The sequence below is a fragment of the Actinomycetospora succinea genome (assembly GCF_004363095.1).
Classification (GTDB): domain Bacteria; phylum Actinomycetota; class Actinomycetes; order Mycobacteriales; family Pseudonocardiaceae; genus Actinomycetospora; species Actinomycetospora succinea.
Map to the genome: position 1 here is coordinate 33,774 of NZ_SNYO01000008.1, position 25,600 is coordinate 59,373.

At 75.0% G+C, this 25,600-nt stretch carries 27 protein-coding genes; 12 read left to right on the top strand and 15 right to left on the bottom strand.

What is annotated here, in order from left to right:
- The first annotated feature begins 36 nt into the window (after positions 1–36).
- The gene (locus EV188_RS23025) at positions 37–966 is read left to right on the top strand and encodes an AraC family transcriptional regulator (RefSeq protein WP_243741930.1); all 930 of its coding nucleotides are present in this window, start codon (positions 37–39) and stop codon (positions 964–966) included.
- Here the strand turns inward: EV188_RS23025 and EV188_RS23030 are convergent, their stop codons facing one another.
- Genes EV188_RS23030 through EV188_RS23040 form a run of 3 tightly spaced genes read right to left on the bottom strand, consistent with a single transcriptional unit; the run spans position 967 to position 3,796 of the window.
- The gene (locus EV188_RS23030) at positions 967–2,433 is read right to left on the bottom strand and encodes an MFS transporter (RefSeq protein WP_133828664.1); all 1,467 of its coding nucleotides are present in this window, start codon (positions 2,431–2,433) and stop codon (positions 967–969) included.
- A complete protein-coding gene (locus EV188_RS23035) occupies positions 2,430–3,209 on the bottom strand; it encodes an SRPBCC family protein (RefSeq protein ID WP_133828665.1) in 780 nt (259 codons plus the stop codon). The genes EV188_RS23030 and EV188_RS23035 overlap by 4 nt, the downstream gene beginning before the upstream one ends.
- Complete coding sequence (locus tag EV188_RS23040; RefSeq protein WP_133828666.1) at positions 3,206–3,796, bottom strand: helix-turn-helix domain-containing protein; 591 nt, start codon at positions 3,794–3,796, stop codon at positions 3,206–3,208. Before EV188_RS23040 ends, EV188_RS23035 begins: the two co-directional genes overlap by 4 nt.
- Before the next feature lie 62 nt (positions 3,797–3,858).
- On the opposite strand from EV188_RS23040, the gene EV188_RS23045 reads away from it, so the two are divergent.
- The 3 genes from EV188_RS23045 to EV188_RS23055 are packed head-to-tail and all read left to right on the top strand — an operon-like array spanning position 3,859 to position 5,664.
- Entirely contained in the window at positions 3,859–4,620 is a 762-nt protein-coding gene (locus tag EV188_RS23045; protein ID WP_424922950.1) for a 5-formyltetrahydrofolate cyclo-ligase, read from the top strand.
- Positions 4,621–4,676: 56 nt separating this feature from the next.
- Positions 4,677–5,087 carry a hypothetical protein gene (locus tag EV188_RS23050; protein WP_133828668.1) on the top strand — a complete coding sequence of 137 codons (411 nt, stop codon included), beginning with the start codon at positions 4,677–4,679 and terminating at the stop codon, positions 5,085–5,087.
- Between the two features lie 7 nt (positions 5,088–5,094).
- Complete coding sequence (locus EV188_RS23055; protein ID WP_133828669.1) at positions 5,095–5,664, top strand: Uma2 family endonuclease; 570 nt, start codon at positions 5,095–5,097, stop codon at positions 5,662–5,664.
- Here the strand turns inward: EV188_RS23055 and EV188_RS23060 are convergent.
- The 3 genes from EV188_RS23060 to EV188_RS23070 form a co-directional block, all read right to left on the bottom strand.
- Positions 5,661–6,734 (bottom strand): AbrB family transcriptional regulator, encoded by a 1,074-nt coding sequence (locus EV188_RS23060; protein WP_243741931.1) that lies wholly within the window; start codon positions 6,732–6,734, stop codon positions 5,661–5,663. The two genes, EV188_RS23055 and EV188_RS23060, sit on opposite strands and share 4 nt — an antisense overlap.
- A gap of 11 nt (positions 6,735–6,745) precedes the next feature.
- A complete protein-coding gene (locus EV188_RS23065) occupies positions 6,746–7,909 on the bottom strand; it encodes an MFS transporter (protein WP_166660030.1) in 1,164 nt (387 codons plus the stop codon).
- Between the two features lie 222 nt (positions 7,910–8,131).
- Entirely contained in the window at positions 8,132–8,632 is a 501-nt protein-coding gene (locus EV188_RS23070; protein WP_133828671.1) for a hypothetical protein, read from the bottom strand.
- 69 nt (positions 8,633–8,701) lie between these two features.
- Here EV188_RS23070 and EV188_RS23075 point away from each other — a divergent pair, with 69 nt between their 5' ends.
- The gene (locus EV188_RS23075) at positions 8,702–9,355 is read left to right on the top strand and encodes a TetR/AcrR family transcriptional regulator (RefSeq protein WP_133828672.1); all 654 of its coding nucleotides are present in this window, start codon (positions 8,702–8,704) and stop codon (positions 9,353–9,355) included.
- Positions 9,356–9,643: 288 nt separating this feature from the next.
- The gene (locus tag EV188_RS23080; protein ID WP_133828673.1) at positions 9,644–10,297 is read left to right on the top strand and encodes a sigma-70 family RNA polymerase sigma factor; all 654 of its coding nucleotides are present in this window, start codon (positions 9,644–9,646) and stop codon (positions 10,295–10,297) included.
- Here EV188_RS23080 and EV188_RS23085 read toward each other — a convergent pair.
- From EV188_RS23085 to EV188_RS23110, 5 genes are all read right to left on the bottom strand, one after another.
- Positions 10,245–11,468, bottom strand: coding sequence for an SAM-dependent methyltransferase (locus EV188_RS23085; protein ID WP_133828838.1), 1,224 nt, complete (start codon positions 11,466–11,468; stop codon positions 10,245–10,247). The genes EV188_RS23080 and EV188_RS23085 overlap by 53 nt on opposite strands.
- A gap of 26 nt (positions 11,469–11,494) precedes the next feature.
- Positions 11,495–12,853, bottom strand: a complete 1,359-nt coding sequence (locus EV188_RS23090) for an FAD-binding oxidoreductase (RefSeq protein ID WP_133828674.1) — start codon at positions 12,851–12,853, stop codon at positions 11,495–11,497.
- A gap of 152 nt (positions 12,854–13,005) precedes the next feature.
- Positions 13,006–13,950, bottom strand: a complete 945-nt coding sequence (locus EV188_RS23095; protein ID WP_133828675.1) for a YihY/virulence factor BrkB family protein — start codon at positions 13,948–13,950, stop codon at positions 13,006–13,008.
- A gap of 44 nt (positions 13,951–13,994) precedes the next feature.
- Positions 13,995–14,513: a UGSC family (seleno)protein gene (locus tag EV188_RS33040; RefSeq protein ID WP_481726164.1), complete on the bottom strand. Its 519-nt coding sequence runs from the start codon at positions 14,511–14,513 to the stop codon at positions 13,995–13,997.
- A gap of 2 nt (positions 14,514–14,515) precedes the next feature.
- Positions 14,516–15,934, bottom strand: a complete 1,419-nt coding sequence (locus EV188_RS23110) for a thioredoxin family protein (RefSeq protein WP_208114349.1) — start codon at positions 15,932–15,934, stop codon at positions 14,516–14,518.
- A gap of 102 nt (positions 15,935–16,036) precedes the next feature.
- On the opposite strand from EV188_RS23110, the gene EV188_RS23115 reads away from it, so the two are divergent.
- The 4 genes from EV188_RS23115 to ligD are packed head-to-tail and all read left to right on the top strand — an operon-like array spanning position 16,037 to position 19,550.
- Positions 16,037–16,627, top strand: a complete 591-nt coding sequence (locus tag EV188_RS23115; protein WP_133828678.1) for a dihydrofolate reductase family protein — start codon at positions 16,037–16,039, stop codon at positions 16,625–16,627.
- A gap of 44 nt (positions 16,628–16,671) precedes the next feature.
- Positions 16,672–17,067, top strand: coding sequence for a CopG family transcriptional regulator (locus EV188_RS23120; RefSeq protein WP_133828679.1), 396 nt, complete (start codon positions 16,672–16,674; stop codon positions 17,065–17,067).
- A 32-nt stretch (positions 17,068–17,099) separates the two neighbouring features.
- Positions 17,100–18,113, top strand: a complete 1,014-nt coding sequence (locus EV188_RS23125) for an extracellular catalytic domain type 1 short-chain-length polyhydroxyalkanoate depolymerase (RefSeq protein ID WP_208114350.1) — start codon at positions 17,100–17,102, stop codon at positions 18,111–18,113.
- Between the two features lie 9 nt (positions 18,114–18,122).
- Positions 18,123–19,550, top strand: coding sequence for a non-homologous end-joining DNA ligase (gene ligD / locus EV188_RS23130; protein WP_133828680.1), 1,428 nt, complete (start codon positions 18,123–18,125; stop codon positions 19,548–19,550).
- A gap of 162 nt (positions 19,551–19,712) precedes the next feature.
- On the opposite strand, the gene EV188_RS23135 is transcribed toward ligD, so the two are convergent.
- Positions 19,713–20,573 (bottom strand): hypothetical protein, encoded by an 861-nt coding sequence (locus EV188_RS23135; RefSeq protein WP_133828681.1) that lies wholly within the window; start codon positions 20,571–20,573, stop codon positions 19,713–19,715.
- Between the two features lie 165 nt (positions 20,574–20,738).
- On the opposite strand from EV188_RS23135, the gene EV188_RS23140 reads away from it, so the two are divergent.
- On the top strand, positions 20,739–21,575 hold the full coding sequence (locus EV188_RS23140; RefSeq protein WP_133828682.1) for a glycerophosphodiester phosphodiesterase family protein: 837 nt from the start codon (positions 20,739–20,741) through the stop codon (positions 21,573–21,575).
- Between the two features lie 152 nt (positions 21,576–21,727).
- Entirely contained in the window at positions 21,728–22,072 is a 345-nt protein-coding gene (locus tag EV188_RS23145; protein WP_133828683.1) for an RNA polymerase-binding protein RbpA, read from the top strand.
- 66 nt (positions 22,073–22,138) lie between these two features.
- Here the strand turns inward: EV188_RS23145 and EV188_RS23150 are convergent, their stop codons facing one another.
- The 3 genes from EV188_RS23150 to EV188_RS23160 are packed head-to-tail and all read right to left on the bottom strand — an operon-like array spanning position 22,139 to position 25,592.
- A complete protein-coding gene (locus tag EV188_RS23150) occupies positions 22,139–22,918 on the bottom strand; it encodes a polyprenol monophosphomannose synthase (RefSeq protein ID WP_133828684.1) in 780 nt (259 codons plus the stop codon).
- The gene (gene lnt / locus EV188_RS23155; protein ID WP_243741932.1) at positions 22,915–24,504 is read right to left on the bottom strand and encodes an apolipoprotein N-acyltransferase; all 1,590 of its coding nucleotides are present in this window, start codon (positions 24,502–24,504) and stop codon (positions 22,915–22,917) included. The genes EV188_RS23150 and lnt overlap by 4 nt, the downstream gene beginning before the upstream one ends.
- Positions 24,498–25,592: a M24 family metallopeptidase gene (locus EV188_RS23160; RefSeq protein ID WP_133828685.1), complete on the bottom strand. Its 1,095-nt coding sequence runs from the start codon at positions 25,590–25,592 to the stop codon at positions 24,498–24,500. Before EV188_RS23160 ends, lnt begins: the two co-directional genes overlap by 7 nt.
- Between the last annotated feature and the right edge of the window lie 8 nt (positions 25,593–25,600).

Below are 25,600 nucleotides of genomic sequence, written 5' to 3' on the forward strand. Positions count from 1 at the left end.
GTGGAACGGGATTCGGTGTCGACGTCCACGATCGCCGTGTCCCCACCAGGCGACAAGGGACGGAGCGCGACCACGATAGGACGTTCTTCGGATGTCCGGCTGGTCGGCTACCCGCGGTCCGCCGACGGGCTCGACGTCACCGTCGCGCGCTCGGTCGGCGGGCGCGCGTCCGCCGGACCGTCCGTCAGCGAGCCGCATGCGCACGACTTCCTCCTGCTGCTGCTCGTCGAGCGCGGGACCAGCACGATGCGGGTGGACGGCCGCGACGTCCCGCTCGCGCCGGGTGACGTGCTCGTCCTCGCGCCCGGCGCGGTCGTCGCGCCGCACGCCGGGCACGTCGAGCCCGACACCGAGGTGTGGATGGTGTTCTTCCCCGCCGACGTCGTCGACCCGGCGACCACGGGCTCGCTGGTCTCGTGGCGCTCGCACCCGCTGCTCGCCCCGCTCGTCGGGCCCGGGCGGGCCGGCGGCCAGCGGTTCAGCGTGCCGGCGGGGGAGCGGGCGGGGTGGCTGGCGCACGTCCGCGCCCTCGACGCCGAGCTGCGGGAACGCCGGGACGGCGCCGCGGCGGCGGTCCGGGCGTACCTGACCCTGCTGCTCGTCGGGCTCACGCGGCTCGAGGCCGTCGTCACCGACGAGCTCCGCGACCGCGACGAGCCCCTGCTCGCGGCGGTCTTCGACGTCGTCGAGCGCCGGTTCCGCGAGCCGCTGTCCCTGCGCGACGTGGCGTCCGCGGTCGGGCTCACGCCGGGTCACGTGACGACGATCGTGCGGCGGCGCACCGGGCGCACGGTCCAGCAGTGGATCACCGAGCGGCGCCTGCGGGAGGCCCGCCGACTGCTGCACGACACCGACCTGACCGTGGCCGCCGTCGCCGCCCGGGTGGGGTTCCGCGACGCCGGGTACTTCGTGCGTCGGTTCCGTGCCGAGCACGGGGTCCCACCCGGGCGGTGGCGCGCGGCGTGATCAGACGAGCGCCGGTTCCGCGGCCGGCGTCACCGGCACGTGCCGCAGCGTCGCCACGACCAGCGCCGACACCGCGAGCAGGAGGACGGCTGCGACGGCGGCGGTGACGGAGACGGCGCTCGTGAACGCGTCGCGGGCGGGCCCGAGGACGTCCGGGTCGGCGCTGGTCACGGCGCCGGCGAGCCCCTCGCGGGCGGCCGCCGGGACGTCGGCGGGCAGCAGGGTCCGGTACACGGCGACCGCGAGGCTGCCCATCCCGGCGAGCCCCACCGCCATGCCGAGCTCCTGACCGGTCTCCGAGAGCGAGGACGCCGACCCGGCCTGCGCGGCCGGGGCCGACCCGACCACGAGGCCCACGCCGAGCCCGCCGGGCAGGCCCATCCCGAACAGCGCGACCGTGAAGGCGGCGATCATCGGCACGGTGCCGGCGGGCGCCGCGAGCGCGACGCCGGCGAGCCCGACCGCCGTGAGCGCCGTGCCGCCGGCCATCACCCACGCCGGGCGGACGCGCCGCGCGAGGACCGGGCCCGCGAGCACCCCGACCAGCATCGCCACGGTGCCGGGCAGCGTCGCGAGGCCCGCGGTGAGCGGGTCGAGGCCGGCCACGAGCTGCAGGTCCTGGGTGACCACGAGGAACATCCCGCCCATCACCACGCCGCCGAGCAGCATCGTGCCCAGCGCGCCGCGCAGGGCCGGGTGGGCGAGCAGGCGCAGGTCGAGCAGCGGGTGCTCGAGGCGGCGCTGGCGACGGACGAACGCGGTCCCGGCCGCGACCCCGACGACGAGTGCGACGACGGTCGACGCGCCGAGGTCACCCCGGGCCACCGCCTTCACGGCGTGGACCACCGGCAGCAGCGCGAGCAGCGACAGGGCGACGCTCGCGGGGTCGAGCCGCCCGACGCCCGTGCCGCGCCCCTCGGGCAGCAGGCGCGGCCCGACGGCCAGCAGCAGCACCATCACCGCGACACCGGGCAGGAACACCGAGCCCCACCAGAAGTGCTCGAGCAGCAGCCCGCCGAGAGCCGGCCCGAGCGCGCCGCCCACCATGATCGCGGAGAAGACGGTCGCGACGGCCATGCCCTGCCGGCGCGGGTCGGGATAGAGGCTCGTGACCAGCGCGAGCGCCGAGGGCATGAGCGTGGCGCCGGCGACGCCGAGCGCCGCGCGGGCGGCGATGAGCAGCTCCGGGGTCGGCGCGAACGCCGCCGCGAGCGAGGCCGCGCCGAACGCCGCGGCACCGATCAGCAGCAGGTGCCGCCGCCCGATGCGGTCGCCGAGGCTGCCCATGGTCACGAGGAACCCGGCGACGAGGAAGCCGTAGACGTCGGTGATCCAGAGCTGTTGGGCCGCGTCGGCGTGTAGGTCCTCGGCGAGCCGCGGCAGGGCCACGAGCAGCACGGACAGGTCGAGCGCGACGAGCAGGGCCGGGAGGGTGAGGACGGCGAGGGCGAGCCGTGCGCGGGTCATCGGATCTCCTCGAGCCAGGTGCGCCAGCGGGGGCGCTCGCGGTCGGCGACGGTGGCCGCGTCGGTGCCCGGGCCGTCGAAGAGGGACAGGTGGACGGTGGCGTGACCGCCCGCGGTGGCGAGGTCGGCGATCCCCGGTGCGGGCGCGTCGAGGTGCAGGACGATGCCGCTGAGGTGCGTGCCGGGGGAGAGGGCGGTGACGGTGCCGGCGAGCTCCGGGGTGGCGGTGAGGGTCACGTGGTCGCCGACCCGTGCCCCGTCGAGGCCCGCGGCGGCGAGCAGGGTCGCCCAGGTGTCGGGCTGCGACCCGCCGAGGCGGGCTCCCTCGGAGATCGTCGCCGACCGCCGGCCCGCGAAGTGCGCGAGGTAGACGCGCAGGCCCTCCAGCGCGGTGCCCATGCCCTCGCGCAGGGCGTCGATCTCGTCGTCCCAGTCGTCGCCGTCGCCGAAGCCGCTCATCACCATGCGCACGACGCACGTGCCCTCGTCGCGCGTGGACACGAGCCACTCGGTGGCGAGCGTGGTGGTCTCCTCGCCGGCGGGCCAGGTCGCCGCGGTGGCGAAGCGCTCCGGCGCGTCGTAGGCGGTCACGGTGCCGCCCTCGCCGAAGCCGCCGCCCATGTCGAAGGCGAACTCGCCGCCGACGTGCTCGCCGACCCTCGTCGGGTGCAGCCAGGCGCTGATGCCGGGCCCGGTCGCGATCGCGTCCCAGACCTGCTCGGGGGTGCCGGACACCGTGACCTCGAGATCGACGGTGCGGGGGTCCTGGTCGGTCATGACTCGTCCTTGTCCGTGGGGGCCGGCACCGGGTGCGCGCCGACGATCAGGCGGTGGGGGCGGCCGTCCGGCGCGTGGTACCGGGCGGCGAGCTCGCGGACGGCGGTGCCGAGCTCGTCGGCGAACGCGGCCCGCTCCGCTGCGGAGGCGAAGGCGATCTCGGTGTCGATCGCGAGGGTCGCCAGGCGCTTGTCCTGGGCGTCGGCGCGGCGGGCGAGGTCGCCGACCTCGCGCACGAGCCGTCCCCCGAGGGCGAGCAGGTAGCGCGCCGAGAGCCGGTCGGAGACCCGCTCGGGGCTGCTCGCGGCCTCGCCGAGCGCGGCGGGGGAGACGAGGTAGGAGGCGGCGGAGGCCTCGAGCATCCGTTCGGTCAGCCCGCGCTTCGGTCGCTGGGCGACCTCGCGCACCAGGCCGTGGGCCTCGAGCGTCCGCAGGTGGTAGTTGACCTTCTGTCGGGTGAGGCCGACCCGTCCGGCCAGGGTGGAGGCCGATCCGGGCTCGGCGAGCGCGGCCAGCAGGCGCGCGCGCAGCGGGTCGACGGCCGCCGCGGCGGCGGCCGGTTCGTCGATCACGTCCACGTCGAGCACGGACCCACGACAACATTGACAAGAAAATTTGTCAAATAGGGGAGCGGCCTAGGCTGGAGCGCGTGGCACGCCGACACGATGCGGACGCGGGCGGATCGGCCGAGGTCAACGAGGCGAAGGCGGCGATCCGGCAGCGCGTGTGGGACGCGCTGAAGGACGGGAAGCTCGCGCGGTTCCCGGGTGCGCACGGGCGCATCCCGAACGTGAGTGGGGCCGAGGCCGCCGCGGAGCGCCTGCGCGAGACCGAGGTCTGGCAGCGCGCGCGGACGCTGAAGTGCAACCCCGACGCGGCGCAGTGGCCGGTGCGCCAGCGCGCGCTGCAGGACGGCAAGACCGTGTACATGGCCGTGCCGCGCCTCGCCGAGGAGGCGCCGTTCTTCCTGCTCGACCCCGAGCACCTCGCCGACACCCCGCGCAAGGCGTCGTCGATCAAGGGCGCGTCCCGGTCCGCGCGGACGGTGGCCGTCGAGGACCTCGAGCCCGTCGACCTCGTCGTCACCGGCTGCGTGGCCGTCGCCGAGGACGGCGCCCGGCTGGGCAAGGGCGGGGGATTCAGCGACCTGGAGTTCGCCGTGGCCAGCCAGGCCGGGCTCGTCGCGCCCGACACCCCGGTGGTCACGACCGTCCACGAGCAGCAGGTCGTCCCGGTCGGCGACATCCCGGTCACCGACCACGACGTGCGCCTCGACCTCGTCGTCACCGCCGACCGCGTCATCACCTGCACCCGCGAGGCCCGCCACCCCGGGCGCATCGACTGGGACCAGCTGACCGAGGAGAAGATCGCCGCGATCCCGCTGCTGCAGCGGCTGCGTCCCGGCTCCTGAGCGCCGGTTTCGCGAAACGGCACCCACGGGTCCGCGCGGGCGCCCACCGTGGGGGCATGACCGTGACCCCCGAGAACGCCCCGCTCCTGCTCACCGACGACGACGTCCACGACCGCGTCGCCGCCATCGTCGGCCCCGCCGCCCGCGACGGCTGCGTCTGGCTCATGCTCGTCGACGGCGACCGCCGCCAGACGCCCGTCGTCATCCCGATCGGCGACTCGCCGCGCCACCCCGAGACCCATCTCGTGGCCGGCCTGCGCGACATGCTCGCCCACCTCGCCGGCCAGCTCGCGACCGACGCCGGCCCCGGCGCGTGCCTGTTCGCGCTCGAGCGGTTCGGTCCGCGCGAGACCGGGCCGGCCGACGAGGAGTGGGCCCGCGCGCTGCACGGCGCGGCGTCCGGTGCGGGCCTGGGCACGGTCGGCGTCTTCCTCAGCACGCCGGACGGTGTGCGGCGGGTTCGGTAGGTGCACCATGAGTGCTGTGACCGAGCTGGCCTCCACCGCGGCGTACACCGTCGCCGAGCTGCACGCGATGCCCGACGACGGGCGTCGCCGTGAGCTCATCGACGGGATGCTGTTCGTGAGCCCGGCACCCGGGTGGCCGCACCAGGAGATGGCGCTGACGCTCTACACGCTGCTGCGGGCCGCGTGTCCGCCGGAGCTGCACGTGCTCGCCGCGCCGTTCGCGGTGACCACCAGCACGGTCGACGAGGTCCAGCCCGACGTCATCGTCTGCCGCTATGCCGACCTCACCCGGGCGAACCTCCCGGTCGCGCCGGTGCTGGCCGCGGAGGTGGCCTCGCGCAGCACGCGGTTGCACGACCGCAACACCAAGAAGGCCCACTACGAGCGCCTCGGGGTGCCGTCGTACTGGCTGCTCGACCCGGACGGCGCGGGCGAGCTGGAGGTGCTCGAGCTCGACGACGCCGGGCGGTACGTCCCCACGGCCCGTGCCGTCGGCGACGAGGTGGTCGCCGCGACCACGCCGTTCCCGGTCACCGTCTCGCCCGCACGCCTGCTCGACGGCCTGCGCCGTCCCTAGCTGGTCCGCCGTCCCACGAACCGGGCGAGCAGGGGAGCGACGAGCAGCATCAGCAGCACGCGCAGCACCTGGACCGCGACGACGGACGTGACGTCGGCGCCCGAGGAGATCGCGGTGGCCAGCACCGCGTACACGCCGCCGGGGGTCGTCGCGAGGTAGCCCTCGAGCGGGGTCATCCCGGTGGTCCACGACAGCACGAGGCCCAGCCCGGCGCAGATCGCGATCACCGCCAGGATCAATGCCGTCGCCAGCGGGAGGACCCGGGCCACCGTCACGAGCGCCCGGCGGGTGAACTTCAGGCCGGCCTGCCAGCCGATCGCGGCGTAGGCGAGGTCGACCAGCAGGTTCGGCACGCTCGCCCCGACCACCAGCCCGGACATGCTCAGCGCCGCCGCCAGGACCATCGGGCCGAGCAGCGCCCCGGCGGGCACGTGCAGGGCCCGGGCGATCGGGGTGCCGACGACCCCGCACCCGATCACCACGAGGATGCCGACCCACCACGGTGCCGTCGGGCCGGCGGCGGGACCCGGACCCGCGTCGACGTGGGTGGCGCCGTAGCCGACGACGGCGACCACCGGCATCGTCGCGGTCACCAGCCCGACCCGGACGTACTGCACGACGGAGACGATCCGCTCGTCGCCGCCGAGCTCGGCGCTGATCGCGACCAGGCCGGACGCCCCGCCCGCGGTCTGCGCGAGCATCCCCGTCAGCGGCGACACCCCGCGCTGCACGCCCATGACCAGCCCCGCCGCCATGCTCACCAGCAGCGTCCCGACGCTGATCAGCAGGATCGGGAGCCACTCGGTGGCCACCGCGGCGAGGGTCTCGGGGCGGGCGAGCAGGCCGATCACCACGCCGATGACCGCCTGCGCCGAGCCCGTGGCCCAGCGCGGGACCGCGGTGGGCCCGAGACCCGCCAGCGCGACCACCGTCGCCACGACCAGCCCGGCGAACAGCGCCGCCGACGGGACGGCCAGCGCGGCGAACCCCATGGTCGCCGCGGCCGTCAGCAGCGCGAGCAGCGCCCACCGTGCACCGACGACGGGCCACCTCGCGGGTTGATCTGCCACTGCGCGGGAGCCTAGGCGTCACCCGCCGCGACGTCGGCGCGCGCGGGCAGGAACGCGGCGAACGCCACGCCGGGCAGGGTCACGGCGGCGATCGCGAGGAGCCCGGCGACCGGCAGGGCGATCAGCGGCTCGACGAGCAGCACGAGCACCACGCCGCCGAGGTTGCCGGCGAGGAGCAGGAGCGCCGTGGTCGTGGCGGCGTCGCCCTCGCCGGCGCGGGTCTCCGACCAGTCCAGGGCCACCGGGAGCCCGGCGAGCAGGAAGAACCCCGCGATCGCCAGCACGACCGCGGTCACCACGAGCCCCGGCCCGGCGGCGATGACGGCGAAGGCCACGATCACCGTGAGCGGGGTCAGGAGCAGGACCGTGCGGCGCCGGTCGTGGCGTGCCGCGAACCCGGGCACGATCGCGGCGCCCGCGATGCCGGCGACGGTCATCAGGGCGATCAGCGGCCCGCCGGCGTCGGGCAGGCCGAGTCCGCCGAGGAGCACGTCGAGCCAGGTGGCGACGGCGTTGAAGACCCCGACCCCGACGAACAGCAGGCCGGCGAGCAGCCACAACGTGCGGTCACGGGGGAGCGTGCGGGCGGCCGGCGCCTCGTCGGGGAACGCCGCCGGCACCCGGAGGGCGAGCAGGGTGGCGATCGCCGCGACGGTGCTGACGGCGGCGCCGAGCGCGAGCAGCGCGCCGACCCCGCCGGCGGCGACCACCGGCGCGCCGGACAGCGCCGCGACGAGGATGCCGACGAACTGCCCCGCGCTGCCCACGGAGATCGCCGTCGTGCGCTCGGCCGGCGGGAACCAGCGCGCGGCGACCTTCGTCGTCGCGTTGAGCACGAGCGGCTGGCCCGCCGACATCACGACCTGTCCGGCGAGCACCCAGCCGTAGGCGCCGGGGTCGACGAGCCGGACGAGCGCGCCGCCGGCGGTGAGCACGGCGCCGAGCCCCAGGGCCGCGCCGAAGCGGCGGTCGGCGAACCGCCCGGCGGGGATCGCGAGGAGCACGTAGACCAGCGGGTTGACGGCGGCGAGGTTGCCGACCGCGCCGTCGGAGACCCCGAGGGACCGCGCGACCTCGGAGGTGACCGGTGCGAACCCGAGCCACAGCAGCTGGGTGGCCGCGACGAGCAGCGTGAACGCCGCCAGGACCGTCCACCGGGCGCGGGAAGGGGACACGGGGGAGGACGCTAGCCGTTCGCACAGGCGTTCGAAGGGCGCGTCGCGCAGGCCCGGGCCCGGATGATCATGCGCAACGTGCCCCTCGCGCACCGCGGCGTTCCGGCGGCGGGCGCCCGCCGCCGATCTAGCCGACCGAAGGTGCCCTTCGGTCGGAACCGCAGGCAGAGTGCCTGGTCACCGCGGGGAGGGCCCTCTCCTGTCAAAATGACATAATGTCGATTATCGGATCGAGCGGGTCATGCGGGTGGTCGCCACCAGCAGGCCTACGGTGCACACGGTGAGGGCCAGCGACCGCACCAGGTTCGCGTCGAGCAGGCTGTCGATGGTCGCCGCGTCCTGACCGATGCGGTCCAGGCGGTCGTGCCTCGGGATCGCCCACGCGACCGTCGACGCGAGCGACGCCAGTCCGCCGGCGGCGACGACGGCCGCGAGCCGGCGTGGGACCTCCGCCGGCCGGGTCCAGGGAAACGCGGCGCACGCGAGGAACGTCAGGAACCCGGGCACGATCACGACGAGCGGGATCGCCTGGTTGTACTGCGCGTGGTACGCGAGGAAGTCCTCGGCCGGCACGGCGCGGAACAGCGGATACGACACCATCTGCGCCTGCCAGCCCACGCCTGTCGAGTACGCCGTCAGGGCGGTGAGCCCGACGAGGTGGGCGCGGCGCCACGGCGGGGTCCGGCGGACACTGCGCGAGGCCGTGGTGGTCATGGTGCTCATGCGGGTCTCCCCTGCGTCGAGTTATTCGGTAGAGTGAGACTAACTCTAATTGAGCAGGAGTCAAACGAAATGTCCGAGCGACGCCGGTACGACGCCTCCGGGCGCGAGCGCCAGGCCGCCCTGACCCGCCGGCACATCGCCACGACGGCCGTCGAGCAGTTCGTGGCGCAGGGGTACGCGACGACCACCGTGGCCTCCGTGGCGAAGGCCGCGGGCGTGTCCGCGCAGACGGTCTACAACGGGTTCGGGACCAAGTCCGCGCTCCTCAAGGAGGGCTACGACGTCCTCATGGCCGGCGACGGCGACGCGGTGCCGCTGGTGGACCGCCCCGAGGTGCGCGCCCTGTACGCCGACCCCGACCCGGTCGCCTTCCTGCACGGCTACGCCCGGCTGGGCCGCTCGCTGCTCGACCGCCTCGGCCCGCTCGCGATGCAGATCGCCGCCGGCGCGCTCGCGGGCGACCCGGACCTCGTGGAGCTGCGCGCGACCACCGACCGGGAGCGTCTCGTCGGCACCGGCATGGTCGTGGGGCGCCTGGTGGAGCTCGGGGCCCTCTCCCCCGCGCTGGACGCCGACGCCGCCCGCGACCGGCTGTGGACGCTCAACAGCGTCGAGGTCTGGCACCTGCTCACGGCGACCCGGGGGTGGACCGGGGAGCAGTACGAGGAGTGGATCGGGGACGCGATGTGCTCGTCCGTCGTGAGGGCCGTGCTGCTCCGCTGATCGAGATCCGCTCGCCGTCGCCCGCCGACCGGTGAGGCGATCCGATCGGGTGAAGACGTTGAATGGCACACGATCGATCGACCGTCCGGCGGACGGTCGCACCGCCGACCGCGCGCCTCCTTCCCTCCGCGCACCCGATCGAGCACGGTGAGGTCACGACCGGGTCGCACAGCGCGACTTTCATGCTCGCTCTGTGACGGCCCGTTCACGATCAGTGAATGTCCGGGCGCCGGCCCGGGCGCGCTCGGGGGGAACCGTGAGTGGAGCAGGACATCGGTGGGGGCGCCGGTGACCGAGGAATCCGACGAGATCGATCGCCTGGTCGCCGCCGTCGTGGAGGGCGACCGGCGGGCGCTGAACCAGCTGCTCATGATCCTGCGGCCCCTGGTCGTGCGGTACTGCCGCTCCCGGCTCGGCGCCGAGCGCGGTGGCGTCGCCGCCGACGACGTCGCCCAGGAGGTGTGCCTGGCGGTGCTGAAGTCGCTGCCGACCTACACCGACCAGGGCAAGCCCTTCCTCGCCTTCGTGTACGGCATCGCCGCCCACAAGGTCGTCGACGCCCACCGCCACGCCGGCCGCGACCGCTCCGAGCCCACCGACGACGTGCCCGAGGGGTTCACCGACGCCGTCGGCCCCGAGCAGGCGGCGCTCGAGATGTCCGCCAGCGCGGAGATGCGCGAGCTGCTGGCCCAGCTGCCCGCCAAGCAGCGCGAGATCCTCGTCCTCCGCGTCGTCGTGGGGCTCTCCGCCGAGGAGACCGCGCTCGCGGTCGGCTCGACGCCCGGCGCGGTGCGGGTCGCCCAGCACCGCGCCGTCGCGAAGCTCCGGGGCGTCATGACCGGCGCCGACGACGACCGAGGCCCGGACGACACCCCGCCCCGCGGTCTGCTCAGTACACGGGCCGGAGCGGGAACCCGGACCGGGCGTCGGGGCCGAGCTTGACCCCCAGCACCTGGTGGAGCTGGATGTTGTTGAGGTCGAAGCCCACCTGGCACGCCGGCATGTAGAGCCGCCACACGCGGGCCCGGCCCTCGCCGGCCTCGGCGACGCACTCGTCCCAGTTCGCCTCGAGGTTGGCCGACCACCCCGCGAGCGTCTTCGCGTAGTGCTCGCGCAGGTTCTCCTCGTGCCGGATCTCGAAGCCGGCGGCGTTCATCCGGGAGACCAGCCAGCCGATCGGCAGCAGCTCGCCGTCCGGGAAGACGTAGCGGTCGATGAACGGGTCGGCGTGGGCCCGGTGGTGGGCGTCGGGCCGGGTGATGCAGTGGTTGAGCAGGCGCCCGCCGGTGCGCAGCTTGCCGTAGAGGAAGCGGAAGTAGCCCGGGATGTTGCGCCGCCCGATGTGCTCGGTGAGCCCGATCGAGCTGACCGCGTCGAACTCGCCCTCGGTGACGTCGCGGTAGTCGCCGTGACGGATCTCCACGAGGTCGCCCAGCCCGCGGCGCGCGACCTCCTTCTGCGCCCAGTTGGCCTGGTCACGCGAGAGCGTCACGCCGAGCGCGCGCACCCCGTGGTGCTCGGCGGCGTGCATCGCCATCTGGCCCCAGCCGCAGCCGACGTCGAGCAGCCGCATCCCCGGCTCGAGGTGCAGCTTCTCGGCCACCAGCGCGTGCTTGGTGAACTGGGCCTCCTCGAGCGTCGCGGTCTCCGAGGGGTACACCGCGCACGTGTAGGCCATCGAGGGCCCGAGGACCATCTCGTAGAAGCGGTTCGACACGTCGTAGTGGTGCTCGATCGCGTCGGAGTCGCGGTCCTTGGAGTGCCGCCGACCGTGCTGGCGGTGCTCCTCGGGCGGCGGGGCGACCCGGTGCTTGAAGCGCAGCGGCGCCAGGCGCGCGGCCATCCGCACGAGCGTCGCCGGCGTCACGTCGGAGACGGTCAGCTCGCCCATCGCGGTCAGCGCCTCGTAGATGTCGCCGTCCACGTCGAGGTGGCCGGACACGTACGCCCGCGCGAGGCCCAGGGAGTTGGGCGAGCTCGCGAGGTAGGCGAGTGCGGTCTCGCTGCGCACGTCGACGGTGGCGACGGGGGGCGCGTCCGACGGCGTCGAACTGCTCCCGTCGTAGGCGCGGATGGCGACGGGGGCCTGCTCCCCCAGCACCGGTCGGAACATCTCGGCGACCTGCACGACGATCCTCCTCAGCCCGTCACGGTCTTGGTGTAGAGGTCGGGGAGACGGCCGTCCGGGTCGTAGCGAGCCTTGAGCTCCCGGTAGGTCGTCCCCCCGTACAGCGCGTCGAACTCGTCGGGCGTGTAGCTGGACGTCGAGTACAGCGACTTGTGCCCGTCGAGGCCCATGAGGACCTGCTCGATGCGCCGGTTGTGGTGGTCCTCCGCCTGGCCCGGGGCGAGCGGGGCGTCCGACCAGAACCCGACGTTGACGTAGGTCGTGTCGGGGTCCAGGGGGTAGAGCGGCCAGCTGCGCCGGTCGCGCTGTCGCAGCGGGCACAGCCACACGGGGCTGATCCCGATCTCGTCGTGGAAGAACGCGAGGAACTCGGGCAGCCGGTCCACGGGGACCTCGACGTCCTGGATGATCGGCTCGACGCCGGCCACCCCGCTGCGCCGGGCCAGGGCCTGGGACAGGCCGGTGCGCCGGTCGAGCGCGACGATGCGGCGGTAGACGTCCGAGCGCCGGTAGCGCGCGGGCCAGAGCCGCCGGACCACGGGGTGCTGCACGCCGAGGGCGCGCGAGCACCAGAACCAGTCGGTGTCCCAGCGCCACAGGTAGTCGTGGATGGTCACGAAGTCGGTGTCGCGGTCCTGGATCGACCGGTAGTAGATCTGCTGGCCGGTGTAGTCCGAGAGGTACGGCGCGGTGTCGACCATCTCGCCGACGGTCATGTAGTGCTCGCGGGCGGAGAACACGACGCCGTCGCAGAAGTCGACGCGCTCGCCGGCCCACTCGCGGGTCTTCGCCACCTCGGCCAGGGCCTGCGTGATCTCCTCGGCCGTGTCGAAGCGGACGTGGCGCAGGCGCACGAACGGGCGGACCGGCGCGAGCTCGATCTTCAGTCGCAGCGCGTACCCCAGCGTCCCGTAGGAGTTCGGGAGCCCGGAGAGGAGATCGGGGTGGTCGCTGGTCGAGAGGATGTCGCCGGTACCGGTGAGCACGTCCGCCTCGAGCACCGACTCGTGCGGCAGCCCGTCGCGGAACGACGACGACTCGATGCCGAGCCCGACCACCGCTCCCCCGAGCGTGATCGTCTTGAGCTGCGGGACGACGAGCGGCATGAGCCCGTGCGGCAGGGTCGCCGCGACGAGGTCCTCGTAGGTCGTCATCCCCGCGACGTCGGCGGTGCGCTCCACCGGGTCGACGGACAGCACCCGATCGAGCCCGTCGACGGTGAGCCCGCCCGCGCCGCCGCGGAAGCGGAACAGGTTGGAGGTCTTCTTGCGCAGCCGGACCGGGGCGTCCGGCGGCAGCGCTGCGAGCCCCTCCCGCACCGCGTCCACCGCCTCGCGGTGCGCGGTCTCGGCGTCGGCGCCGACCGTCATCTGGGTGCCTCCTCCCGGATCACAGCCGAGCGTATGCCCGCCGTGAGGTCGAGAGCACCGGATCTCATCTGTTCTGTGCGCCACCCGTGCGGACGCTCGACGGACCGTGCACGCTGTGCCACCCGGCGTGTCGGTCCGGCGTGTCGTGACGGTCAGCCGACGAGGTCGGCCACCAGCTCGAGCCCGCCACGCGCGGCCTCGCCGCGGTCGGACACGGCCTCCGGGGCGCGGGTCTCGGCCCAGACCGTGACGAGGAACAGCCAGCGGACGACGAGATAGACGATCAGCAGGAAGCCGACCAGCGCGCCCAGGGCCGTCACCGCGGGCGAGGTGCCGATGAGGCGGAAGTACAGGCCGCCGATCTGCTGCAGGACGACGAGACCCACCGCGGCCACCGCCGCCGCCGGCAGCAGCGGGCGCAGGGGACGCGTCGGGCGCGGCAGGTGGGCCAGGCACCACGCGACGACCAGCCAGTTGGCGGCGAGCCCGACGACGATGGACCCGACCGCCAGCACCGCCCGGGCACCGCCCGTGCTGGTCAGGCCCAGCAGGCCGAGCAGCCACCGTCCGAGGACGCCGGTCAGCGTCGCGAGCGCGAACGAGACGGCCAGCGCGAGGCCGACACCGATCAGCGCGGCGACGTCGGAGACCGCGGAGCGCAGCCGGCGCTCCGGGCACGGCCGCCCCAGCAGCGCGGTCACGGCGTCGCGCAGGTGGCTGATCCAGCTCCACCCGGAGACCGCCGCGGCCGCCACCGCGAGCACCCCGAGGGTCCCCCGCTCCGCCACCACGACGTGGACGACGTGGACGACCTCGGTGCTCACCGGCTGGGGCAGCGCCGCGGCGAGCAGGCGCTCCACCTCGGCGAACACGCTCTCGCTGGACGACAGCACGAACCCGACCACCGAGACCGCGAGCATCAGCAGCGGCACCAGGGCGAGGACGGTGAAGAACGTGACCGCGCCGGCGAGGTGGTCACCGTGGCGCGCGCGGTAGACCCGCCGGGTCTCGCGCAGGCGCCGCCACCCCGGCCCCATCCGGGCGGGCGTGAGCCGGCGGACGCGCCCACCGATGCCCTGCCACCCCGCCGGTGCCATCCGACCAACCAACCACGCCCACCCCGGGCCGCGGCACCGGGGGTTCACGTGCCGGAGGTGACCGCCTCCAGCACCCGCGCCAGCGCCTCGTCGGCGAGGGCGGCCATCTCCTCGTCGGTGCGGTCCTGGATCGGGTGCGCGACGTAGACGGCGGGGACGGACGCGAAGCCCAGCGCGCGGGCCTGGACGTCGGTGGCGGTCACGAACTCCGTCGACGCGACGAAGGTGGCGGTGACGCCGTCGGCCTCGAGGGCGGCGAGGTCGTGCACACTGCACGACGTGCACGAGCCTCAATCGGCGAGGGCCTCGATCACCACCTCGCACTCGGCGGCGATCTCCGCGCGCAGGTCGGCGGGCATCGGCTTCGTGAACGTCGGCTTGGCGTAGCGGCGCACCGTCGCGCCCTGCTCGCCGAGCAGCGCCTCGAGCCGGTCGAGGAAGACCTCGCCGCGCGGCTTGGAGATGTCGAGCAGCCCGACGGTGCGCCCGGCGAGGCCGTCGGGGCGGGCGCCGACCGTGCGTGACGCGGGCCGGGACTCGTCGGTGGGATCCAGCACGAACACCATCAGGCCTCCTCGATGACGCGGGTGACGGGCGTGCTGCCGCCGGGACCGCCGACCCAGCCGCCGAGCACCGCGGAGAACTTCCCCGCTCCCCCGCCGGCCACGGCGACCAGGAGCCCGCCCGGCCGGAACTTCGGGCGCGGACGGGTGGCGGGCATGCCCTCGGCGATGCCGTCGGCGCCGCGGGCGAGCTCCTCGGGGGCGAGCAGCAGCAGGTCGTCGAGCGCCGCGGTGAACCGCGCCCGGTCCCACCCGGCGTCGACGAACACGGCGAGGTGCTCGGGTGAGAGCACCAGCGTCGCGTCGAAGCCGCCGGCGAGCTTCGGGTGCGCGACGCCGCGCAGCGCGCCGGCCAGCGTGCGGGCCAGCGACTCCGGGGTGCGCGAGAGCTGGTCGACGATCCCGCGGGCCCCCTCGGCGGCGAACACGGTCACCGCCGACACCCCGGCCGGCACCCCGCGGGACACTGACAGCGGCTCCCACGCCGACCCGTCCTCGTCCTCGGCGAAGCAGAGCCCGACCTTGCCGGGCTGGCCGAGCGTCGCCCGGTCGACCTCGCCGGGCCGCCCGCCGCCGACGTTGCGGATCACGAGCTGCAGCGCGCGCCCGATCGTCGAGTTCGCCCGCGTGCCCTGCCCGAGGACGTTGCCGCCGGTGTTGACGCCGATCCGGCGCGCGATCGGCCCGTGCACGAGGACCGCGGGCGCCGCGCCCCACGTGGTGGCGAGCAGGCCGTGGGCGTTGAAGTCGGTGTCGCAGGCGGCCTCGACGGCGGCGAGCACGACCGGCAGGTACTCGGGGCGGCAGCCGGCGAGGACGGCGTTGATCGCGACCTTCTCGACGGTCGCGGGCACGAGGTTCGGCGGGACGACCGCGACGACCTCGTCGGGCGCCCGCGTGGTGCCCGCCAGCATCCGCAGCACGCGCGGTGGGGTCGGCGCGACCACGGGGAGCCCGTCGGTCCAGCCGCGGTCGTGGAGGGCCTCGGCCTCGTCCTCGAGCCCCGCCAGCTCGACGCGCCGGGCGGTGAGCTCGTGGCCCCGGGCGCGCACGAGCATCTCGTCGGCGACGGCGGGGTCGTGGGTGCGCGACCCGCAGCCCGGCTTCCACTCGGGCAGCTCCGCGCCGAGGTCGGCGACCCCGGCGAGCTCGCGCCACCGCTCGCGGTCCCACCCCTCGGTGCGCACGGTCTCCCGGCCGGACTCGCGGCGCAGCAGGGTGGGCACGACGTCGATGCCCAGCGCGACGCTGACGTCCAGGTCGGTGTCGTCGCGGACGTCGATCCCGGGCGGGAACGCCGGGTCGTCCTGGCTGTAGACGGCGGCGTCGAGGACGTCGAGGACCGGCGCCACCAGCCGGCACGTCGGGCAGTCCTGCTTGACCACCACCACGAGCCCGTCGTCGGGAAGGCTCACGGTCACGTCCGGCACGCTACCGAGGATTCCGTCGCGGCGTTGTCGAGAATCCCCGACCGGCTCCGTCCCGGGGACGACAGCGACCGACGCCCACGAAGGAGCACCCCGATGCGCAAGCTCGTCGTCACCGTCATCGCCACGCTGGACGGCTTCGTCGCCGGACCCGGCGGCGACGTCATGGTCATGCCCTTCGACGAGGGGTTCAACGACTACGCCGGCGAGCGCATCCGCGCCGCCGGCACCCTCCTGGCCGGCCGGACCACCTTCGAGGACTTCCGCTCGTACTGGCCGGGCGTCGCCGACGACCCGTCGCACGACGAGACCGAGCGCGACATCTCCCGGGTGCACAACAGCCTGGAGAAGGTCGTGGTCTCCGACTCGCTCGTCATCGAGCCCGGGACGGCGTGGGCCGACATCACCCGGGTCGTGCCGCGCTCGGCGGCCGCCGACGTCGTGAAGGAGCTCAAGGCCGGGGACGGCGGCGAGATCCTCGCGTTCGGCAGCTTCACCACCTGGAACCCGCTGCTCGTCGCGGGCCTCGTCGACGAGCTGCACGTCCTCGTGGGTCCGGCGCTGCTCGGGGCCGGGGTGCCGCTGCTCGCCGACCCCACACGGGTGCCCCTGCGTCTGCTCGAGGCCCGGCGCCTGCCGGACTCGTCGCTGGTGCTGCACCGCTACGACGCCCTTGCGGAGCGGTAGCCTTCCGTGCACCATCCAGGTGGATGGCGGAGGGAGGGTGAGAGATGGCCGGTGAGCCGGGGACCGAGAAGATCACGATCAACATCGGTCCCGTCGACCTCGGGCGCATCGACCTGCTCGTGCAGGAGGGGTTCTTCACCACTCGCACGGACTTCATCCGCACCGCCGTCCGCAACCAGCTCGCCACCAGCGAGCGCGCGATCGAGCAGACCGTCGCGCGCCGCACGCTCGTGCTCGGCACCCAGCACTTCTCCCGGCGCGACCTCGAGGCGCTGCGCGACGCCGGGGAGCAGGTCCACATCCGCGTCCTCGGTCTCGCCACCGTCGCCGAGGACGTCCCGGCCGAGCTGGCCACGGCCACGATCGCCTCGGTCGAGGTGCTCGGGGCCTTCCGGGCCAGCCGCGCCGTGAAGGCGGCGCTGGGTGCCCGCATCGTCTGACGACTCCCCCGCGGGGTCAGCAGGAGGACGCCGTGTTCCGCAGGATGACCGAGACCACCCGGCTCGTGCGCGAGGGTCACCTCCTCGACGCCACCGCGACGATCCAGGAGCGCCTGGGCGGCGGCCTGCCCGGCATGCCGGGCGGGACGGCCGGGACGACCTCCACGACGGCGGGCGGGTCCCGGGCCGGCGGCACCGTGACCCGCGGGTCCGCGTCCGCCGGGGGTGACCGGCGCGCCTACCGCCTCTTCGTCCCCACCGGCCTCGGGCCGGGCGCGCCGCTGGTGGTGATGCTGCACGGCGGCACCCAGGACGCCGACGGGTTCGCCGCCTGCACGGGCATGGACGAGGCCGCCGAGCGCGCTGGCGTCGCCGTCGTCTACCCCGAGCAGTCGCGATCGGCCAACGCGATGGGCTACTGGAACTGGTTCCGGCCCGGCGACCAGGCCCGGGACGCCGGCGAGCCCGCGCTCATCGCGGCCGCCACCCGCGCGGTGGCCTCCGAGCTGCGCACCGACCCGGCGCGGATCGCCGTCGCCGGGTTCTCGGCGGGCGCGGCGATGGCCGCGGTCATGGGCGCGACGTACCCCGACCTCTACTGCGGGGCCGGCGTCCACTCCGGTCTCCCCCACCGCGCCGCCCACGACGTCGGGTCGGCGTTCGCGGCGATGTCCTCCCCGCCCGCGGCGGTGGCCGACGCCGGCCCGGTGCCGCTCGTGGTCGTGCACGGCGACGCGGACCCGACCGTCGCGCCGGGCAACGGCGAGGCGGTGCTGCGCTCGGCGCTGGCCGGCGCCGAGCCCGGCCGGCTCGACCGGACCACCGGGCGCGACCCCGGCGGGCACGGCTGGAGGCGCGAGCGCTTCACCGAGGCCGGCGGCCGGGTGCTGGCGGAGTCGTGGACCGTGCACGGACTGGGTCACGCGTGGTCGGGTGGACCCGCCGGCGCGTCCTACGCCGACCCGGCCGGTCCGGACGCCTCCGGGGCCATGCTCGCGTTCTTCGGTTTCGCGAGCGAGGTGCCGGCAGGACGCCGGGTCGGGTAGATATCTCCCGTGCCCGACCTCTCCGAGTACAACGCCAAGCGGGACCCGGCGCGCACACCGGAGCCGTTCGCCGAGGTCGACCCCGCGGCCCCGACCGGCGACCGCTTCGTCGTCCAGGAGCACCACGCGCGGCGCCTGCACTACGACGTGCGCTTCGAGCGCGACGGCGTGCTGGTGTGCTGGGCGGTGCCGCGGGGCCTGCCGGACAGGCCGGGCGCGCCGCGCCTCGCGGTCCACACCGAGGACCACCCGCTGGAGTACCTCGACTTCCACGGCGAGATCCCCGCCGGCGAGTACGGCGGCGGCTCGATGACGATCTGGGACTCGGGTCGCTACGAGACCGAGAAGTGGTCGGACAGCGAGGTCGCGGTGACCCTGCACGGCGAGCACGTCTCGGGCCGGTTCGTGTTCTTCAAGCCCGACCGCGACGACCAGGAGGAGAAGGACTGGCTCGTCCAGCGCCGCAAGGCGGACACGGCGGCCCCGGCGCGGGACAAGGCCGCACAGTCGCCGCGGGTGCAGGTCGGCGGGCGCGGCCTGCGGCTGTCGAACCTCGACAAGGAGCTCTACCCCGACGTCCCCAAGGCCTCGGTGGTCGACTACTACGCCCGCGTCGCCGACACCCTGCTCCCTCACCTCGCGGGCCGGCCCCTCACGCTGCGCCGCTTCCCCGACGGCATCTCGGCGCCCTCGTTCTACGAGAAGAACGCGGGCGCCAAGGCCCCGGAGTGGCTGCGCAGCGTCACGGTGCCGACCCCGGGCAGCAGCCGCGGCTCGGCGACGGCGAACTTCGTGGTCGTCGAGGAGCTCGCCACCTTGGTCTACCTCGCCAACCTCGCGGTGCTCGAGCTGCACGTGCCCCAGTGGCGGGTCGACGACGACGACGTCCCGCAGCCGCCCGACGAGCTGGTGTTCGACCTCGACCCGGGCGAGGGCACCACGGTGGTCGACTGCGCGCGGATCGCCCAGCGCGTGCGCGACGTGCTCGTCGCCGACGGCCTCGAGCCGTGCCCGAAGACGAGCGGCAGCAAGGGCATGCAGGTCAGCGCCGCGGTCCGTGTCGACGACCCGGGTCGCACGTCGGCGTACGCGAAGGGCGTGGCGGAGCTCCTGGCCCGCGAGACCCCGCGCTCCGTCACCGCGATCATGGCCAAGGAGCGCCGCCACGGGAAGATCTTCGTGGACTGGAGCCAGAACAACACCGCGAAGACCACCGTCGCGCCGTACTCCCTGCGCGCGCGGGCGGCCAACGGCGCCCCCACGGTGTCGACGCCGCTGACCTGGGACGAGGTGGAGGCGGCGACGGAGGTCCGGGAGCTGACCTTCTCCCCCGCCGACGTGCTCGCCCGCATCGAGGCGGACGGCGATCTCTACGCGGCGGCGCTGGGCGAGGGCGTCACGCGCCCGGATCTGCCCGAGGCGCCGTCGGCGGGCTGAGGAGCTCGCCAGAACGATCGCTCGGGAGAGCCCTGGGTGTCGTCGGTGCGGCCGTGATCGTCCGCCGGGCGCCGGACGGGCGCTCACCGTCGCCGCTGGCACGACCCTGGCGGCACCGCCGAGAGATCGTTCTGGAGAGCGATCGGCGGCGCGGTGCCGGACTCAGCGGGTCAGGCCGTTGACGGTCCGGCCGACGCCGTTGACGACGCCACCGACGGCGTTGCCGACGCCGCCGAGGAGGCTGCCGCCGCGGGAGTTCCCCGAGTTCCCCGAGTTCCCCGAGCTCCCCGAGCCGCCGCCGTTCGACCCGGACGAGCTTCCGGACGAGCCGGAGCCGCCACCGGAGGAGCCGCCGGACCCGCCGGACCCCCCAGTCGACCCGCCCTCGTCGTCGTCGCCGCGGGTCGTCGGAGTCGAGGTGCCGGTGCTGCCCTCGTCGTCATCGTCGTCCGCGGTGGAGGTGCCGGTGGTCGGGCGCGTGGTGGTGCGCGACGGGGTGTCGTCGTCGCGGGCGAGCGCGCGCGGGGTCACCGTGGCGGTGCGCGGCGGCTGGGCGATCGCGACGGTCGGGTCGTTCATCGGCGGGAGCACCGAGGCGTCGGCGGGGGCGCCGGGCTGGGCGAAGGGGTCCTCGGTCGCCGAGCCCGGGGCCGGCCGCGCGGCGGGCGGGCGCTGTCCGGGCAGGTCGCCCGGTGCGACGACCGGGAAGGTGCCGACGCGCGGGAGGGCGGTGTTCTCCCCGTTGTGGGCGAGGGTGGAGATCGCGGCGGGGACGACGGCCGCGGCGGCCGCCACCGAGGCGGCGGCCAGGCCCCAGCCGCGCAGGCGGCCCGAGGTGCCCGCCCCGGCTCCGGCCGCGGCGGCGCCGCGCCGGCGGCGGTGGCGACCCGGATCGGTGACCGGCGCGGAGGGCGCCAGCTCGGTGGGCGACTCCTCGAGGCCGCGGCGTGCCCAGGACGGGAGCTCGGCGGGGACGTCGCCCGACGACCACCAGGAGGGTTCACCCCCCGACCTCTTGGGCATCCTGCGCTCCCCTCAGCCCAGTGTGATCGCCGAGGCTACTGCACGTGCACGTGCGCCCCCAAGGTGGCCCGCCGATTCCCCGAAACGTGGGAAGCGCCACGGCTGTGTGCAGCAGCGACGCGCGATCCGAGCGCCGATCCCGCGGACCGGGCACACTCGGGGCCCGTGACCCGGGCCCACCACCCGAACACCCGCCACCCGTACCTCGCCGGCCGCACACCGCGCGCCTTCGCGCACCGCGGCTGGCACATCGGTGACCTCGCCGGCCTCGAGAACTCCCTCCTGGCGTTCCGCCGCGCGGTCGACGAGGGCTACACGCACCTCGAGACCGACGTGCACGCCACCGCCGACGGCGTCCTCGTCGTGCACCACGACGCCACGCTGCGCCGGGTGGCCGGGCACCCCGGCGTCCTGCGCACCATGCCCTGGGCCGACCTCGCGGGCGTGCGCCTCCGCGGGCGCGAACCGCTCCCCCGTCTCGAGGAGGTGCTCGAGGCCCTGCCGGGCACGTTCTTCAACGTCGACCTCAAGGCCCCCGGCACGCTCGAGCCGATGCTGAAGCTGCTCGAGCGCGACGACGTCGCCGAGCGGGTGGCCGTGGCCAGCATGGACGAGCGCCGGCTGCAGGCGGTGCGTGCGCGGTTCGGGGACCGGGTGGTCACGGGGATCGCGACGCGGTCGGCGGTGCGCCTGCGGGCGCGGGCGGCGTCGCCGTCGCCGCTGCGCCGGGCGCTCCCGGTCCGGGGCGACCTCGCGCAGCTGCCCGTCCGCTTCGGCGCGCTGCCGGTCGTCGAGCCCTCGCTCATCGCCGCGGCGCACGAGATCGGGGTCGAGGTCCACGCCTGGACGGTCGACCGCACCTCCGAGATGCACCGGCTGCTCGACCTCGGGGTCGACGGCCTCATGACCGACCGCCCCGACCTGCTGCGCGACGTGCTCGTCACCCGCGGGGCGTGGCCCGGGCACAACCGGCGTCGTGTGGGTGTTGACGAGGACGGGTAATCACGCCGTGTGCGCCCGGATCGGTGAGTCGGGTCACGGATGGGATGAACGTCGGCCGCCACGGGAACGAACAGCGGTGGTCCGGCGTTGACCACCCCGTGCCCGACGCCGCGCGTCTCGGGTGCACACGCAGTCGAGGAAAGGACACCATCATGGCCGACCGCGTCCTCCGTGGCAGCCGTCTCGGAGCCGTCAGCTACGAGACCGACCGCGACCACGACCTCGCCCCCCGCCGTTCCTTCGCCTACCGCTGCCCCAAGGGCCACGACTTCGAGGTGCCGTTCTCGGACGACGCCGAGGCGCCCGTGACCTGGGAGTGCCGCCTCCACGGCGACGAGGGCAAGCGCATCGACGGCACCGAGCCCGAGCAGAAGAAGGCCAAGCCGCCGCGTACCCACTGGGACATGCTGCTCGAGCGCCGCTCCGTGCCGGAGCTGGAGGAGCTGCTCGACGAGCGCCTGGGCCTGCTCAAGGAGCGCCGCTCCGAGAGCGCCTGAGCCGCCGCTGCACGCACAGGGCCGTCCCGCACCGCCGGGGCGGCCCTTTCGTGTGCCCGGAAGAGATCACCGCCGGGTGGGGCGGGCCCGGCGCCGGCGCAGGTGGTCGCGGACGGCCCACGAGGTGATCCGCCAGAGCGCCTCGCGCACGACGGCGCCGCTCATCTTGGACACGCCGTGCTCACGCTCGACGAACGTGATCGGCACCTCGCGGGCGCGCAGCCCCGCGCGGTCCACCCGGAACGCCACGTCGACCTGGAAGCAGTAGCCCTCCGAGGCCACGGTCGCCATCTCGAGCGCGGCGAGCGCCGCGCGCCGGAAGCAGCGGTAGCCGCCGGTGACGTCGTGCAGGGGCAGGCGCAGGGCCCGGCGCGAGTAGACGTTGCCGGCCCGGGACAGCAGCCGGCGGTGCCACGCCCACCCCGCCGTCGCGCCGCCCGGCACGTAGCGCGAGCCGAGCACCACGTCGGCGTCCGTGGCCGCCGCGAGCAGGCGCGGTAGCTCCTCGGGGGCGTGCGAGCCGTCGGCGTCCATCTGCACGATCCACCCGACATCCTGCGCGAACCCTCCGCAGCGCCCGTCGACGATCAGCGAGAACGCGTCCACGTACGCGGCCCCGAGCCCGGCGCGGGGCGCGTGGTGGTGCACCCGGACCCGCGCGTCGTCGGCGGCGATCTCCTCGGCGAGCGCGCCGGTGCCGTCGGGGCTGCCGTCGTCGACGACGAGGATCCGCAGCCCGGGCAGCGTGTCGAGCAGCCGGGTCACCAGGCGCGGCAGGCTGTCGCGCTCGTTGAAGGTCGGGACCGTGACCAGCACGTCCGACCCGTCGGCGGCCGGGCCGCTCATGCGCGTCTCCGGGCGACGACCCCCGCCGCCACGCCGACCAGCCCGAGCGCGACCAGCACCCACTCCGGGGCGGGTCCGAGGCGCGTCGCGAGCGTCGTCGTGGTCCGCAGCGGCACCCGCTCGACCAGCACGCCGGGCGTGAACAGCGGGCCGGTACGCGCGACCAGCGACCCGTCCGGCGCGACGACGGCGCTCTGCCCGCTGGTCGCGGCGATCACCACGGCCCGGTCGTGCTCGATCGCGCGGAGCCGGGACATGCCCTGCTGCTGGTAGGTCATGTCGCTGTAGCCGAAGGTCGCGTTGTTGGTCGGCACGGTGAGCAGGTCCGCCCCGCCCCGCACGGCGTCGCGCACGGCGTCGTCGAAGACGACCTCGTAGCAGGTCACGACGCCGAGGCGTACCGGCCCGGCCGGCAGGACCCCGGACCCGGTGCCGGGCTCGAAGTCGGTGACGCGGTCGACCAGCGGCGACACCGCCCGGGCGACGGGGCGCAGCGGGATGTACTCGCCGAACGGGAGGATGTGGCGCTTCGTGTAGGTCCCGGCCGGCCCGGTCCCGGGCATCCAGACGATCGCGGTGTTCCGCGGGCCCTGGATCAGGCGCCCGTCGGCCCCGCGCGTGCCCGAGAGCACGGCACCGACCACGACGGGCACGCCGATCTCGTCGGTGACCGCCTGGATCTCCGTCCCGGCGTCGGCGTTGCGGATCGGGTCGATGTCCGAGGAGTTCTCGGGCCAGATCACCAGGTCGGGCCGGGGCGTGCGGCCGGCGCGGACGTCGTCGGCGAGACGGCGGGTCTGCGCGACGTGGTTGTCGAGCACCGCGCGGCGCTGGGAATTGAAGTCGAGGCCCGCGCGCGGCACGTTGCCCTGCACCGCGGCGACGGTGACGGTCGGGCCGGGCGTGTCCGCGCTGACCGACGGCCACACGGCGAGCCCGGCGACCGGGCCGAGCAGGACGGCGACCAGTGCCCCGGCGATCGGACGCGCGCGGCGCGGCGGGCGCAGCGCGCGGACCAGGGCCCAGAGGCCGGCGCCGGACAGGGCGACCGCGAAGGTCACCAGCGGCGCGCCGCCCAGCGAGGCCAGCGACGCGAACGGCCCGCCGGGCTGGCCGAAGGCGAGCTTGGCCCACGGGAAGCCCTCGAACGGCGCCCGCTCGATGAACGCCTCGCCGGCGACCCAGAGGCACGCGATCCACAGCGGCGCGCCGGGCCGCCGCGTCACCAGCGGCATCAGCGCGATCGGCACGGCCACGACCACCGTCAGGGCCGCGAGCAGCAGGAACCAGACGCCGCCGACGTACTCGCCGGTCCAGTGCAGCAGCGGCCACTGGTACGCCACGCCGACCAGCAGCCCGAGCCCGAAGGCCGCGCGCAGGCGGCGACCGTCGACGACGGCGGCGACGAGCGCGATCCCCAGCGGCGCGGTCCACCACGCCCCGAGCGGCGGGAACGCGACGTAGAGCAGGAGCCCGGCGACGACGGCGCCGGCGAGGCGACCCCACGTTCCGAGCGAGGGGCCCCTTCGCTCGGAGAGATCGAGCGAGGGTGCCCCTCGCTCGGATCCGGGGTCTGTCGTCAGCACGACTGCAGGTCGTGGGGGCGCTGGTTCACCGACTCGCAGCCGGCGTCGGTGACCACGACGATGTCCTCGATCCGGGCGCCCCAGCGGCCGGGGAAGTAGATGCCCGGCTCGACGCTGAACGCCATGCCCGGCTCGAGCGGCAGGTCGTTGCCGTCGACGATGTAGGGCTCCTCGTGCACCTCGAGGCCGATGCCGTGGCCGGTGCGGTGCACGAAGAACTCGCCGTACCCGGCGTCGCGGATGATCGCGCGGGCCGCCTCGTCGATGCTCGCGGCCGTCGCGCCGGGGCGGACCGCGTCGACGGCGGCGGCCTGGGCACGCTGGAGCACCGCGTAGACCTCGCGGACCTCGGCGTCGGGCTCCCCCACGACGTAGGTGCGGGTGGAGTCGGAGTTGTAGCCGTCGGGCAGCGGGCCGCCGATGTCGACGACGACGACGTCGCCGGTCTGCAGGACCCGGTCGGACACCTCGTGGTGCGGGCTCGCGCCGTTGGGCCCCGAGCCGACGATGACGAACGCGGCCTCGGCGTGCCCGGCCTCGACGATGGCGCGGGTGATGTCGGCGCCGACCTCGGCCTCCGTGCGGCCGGGGACGAGCCAGCCGGGCACGCGGGCGTGGACGTCGTCGATGGCGGCGCCGGCCTGGCGCAGCGAGGTGATCTCCTCGGCGTCCTTGCGCATCCGCAGCTGCCGCAGGATCGGGGTGGCGAGCTCGAGGGTCGCGCCGGGCAGCGCGTCGCGCAGGCCCAGGACGTGCAGGGCGGGCATGTCGGAGGCCACGGCGACCCGCCGGACGTCACCGAGCTGCGACGCGGCCAGCGCGTGGGGGTCGACGCCGTCGGTCCAGGTCAGCACGTCCATCGTCTCGACGGCCGACCCGTCGAGACCGGGCCGCTCGAGCGTCGGGACCACGAACGAGGGATCGCCCTCGGCGGGCAGCAGCAGCGCGGAGAGCCGCTCGTGCGAGTGCTTGACGACGCCGGTGAGGTACTGGAGATCCGGCCCGGGCGTGACGACCAGGGCGTCCAGGCCGGCCTGCCGGGCGGCGGCCCGGGCGCGCTCGAGCCGGGCCGCGACGGTGCTGCTCATGGTCGCCG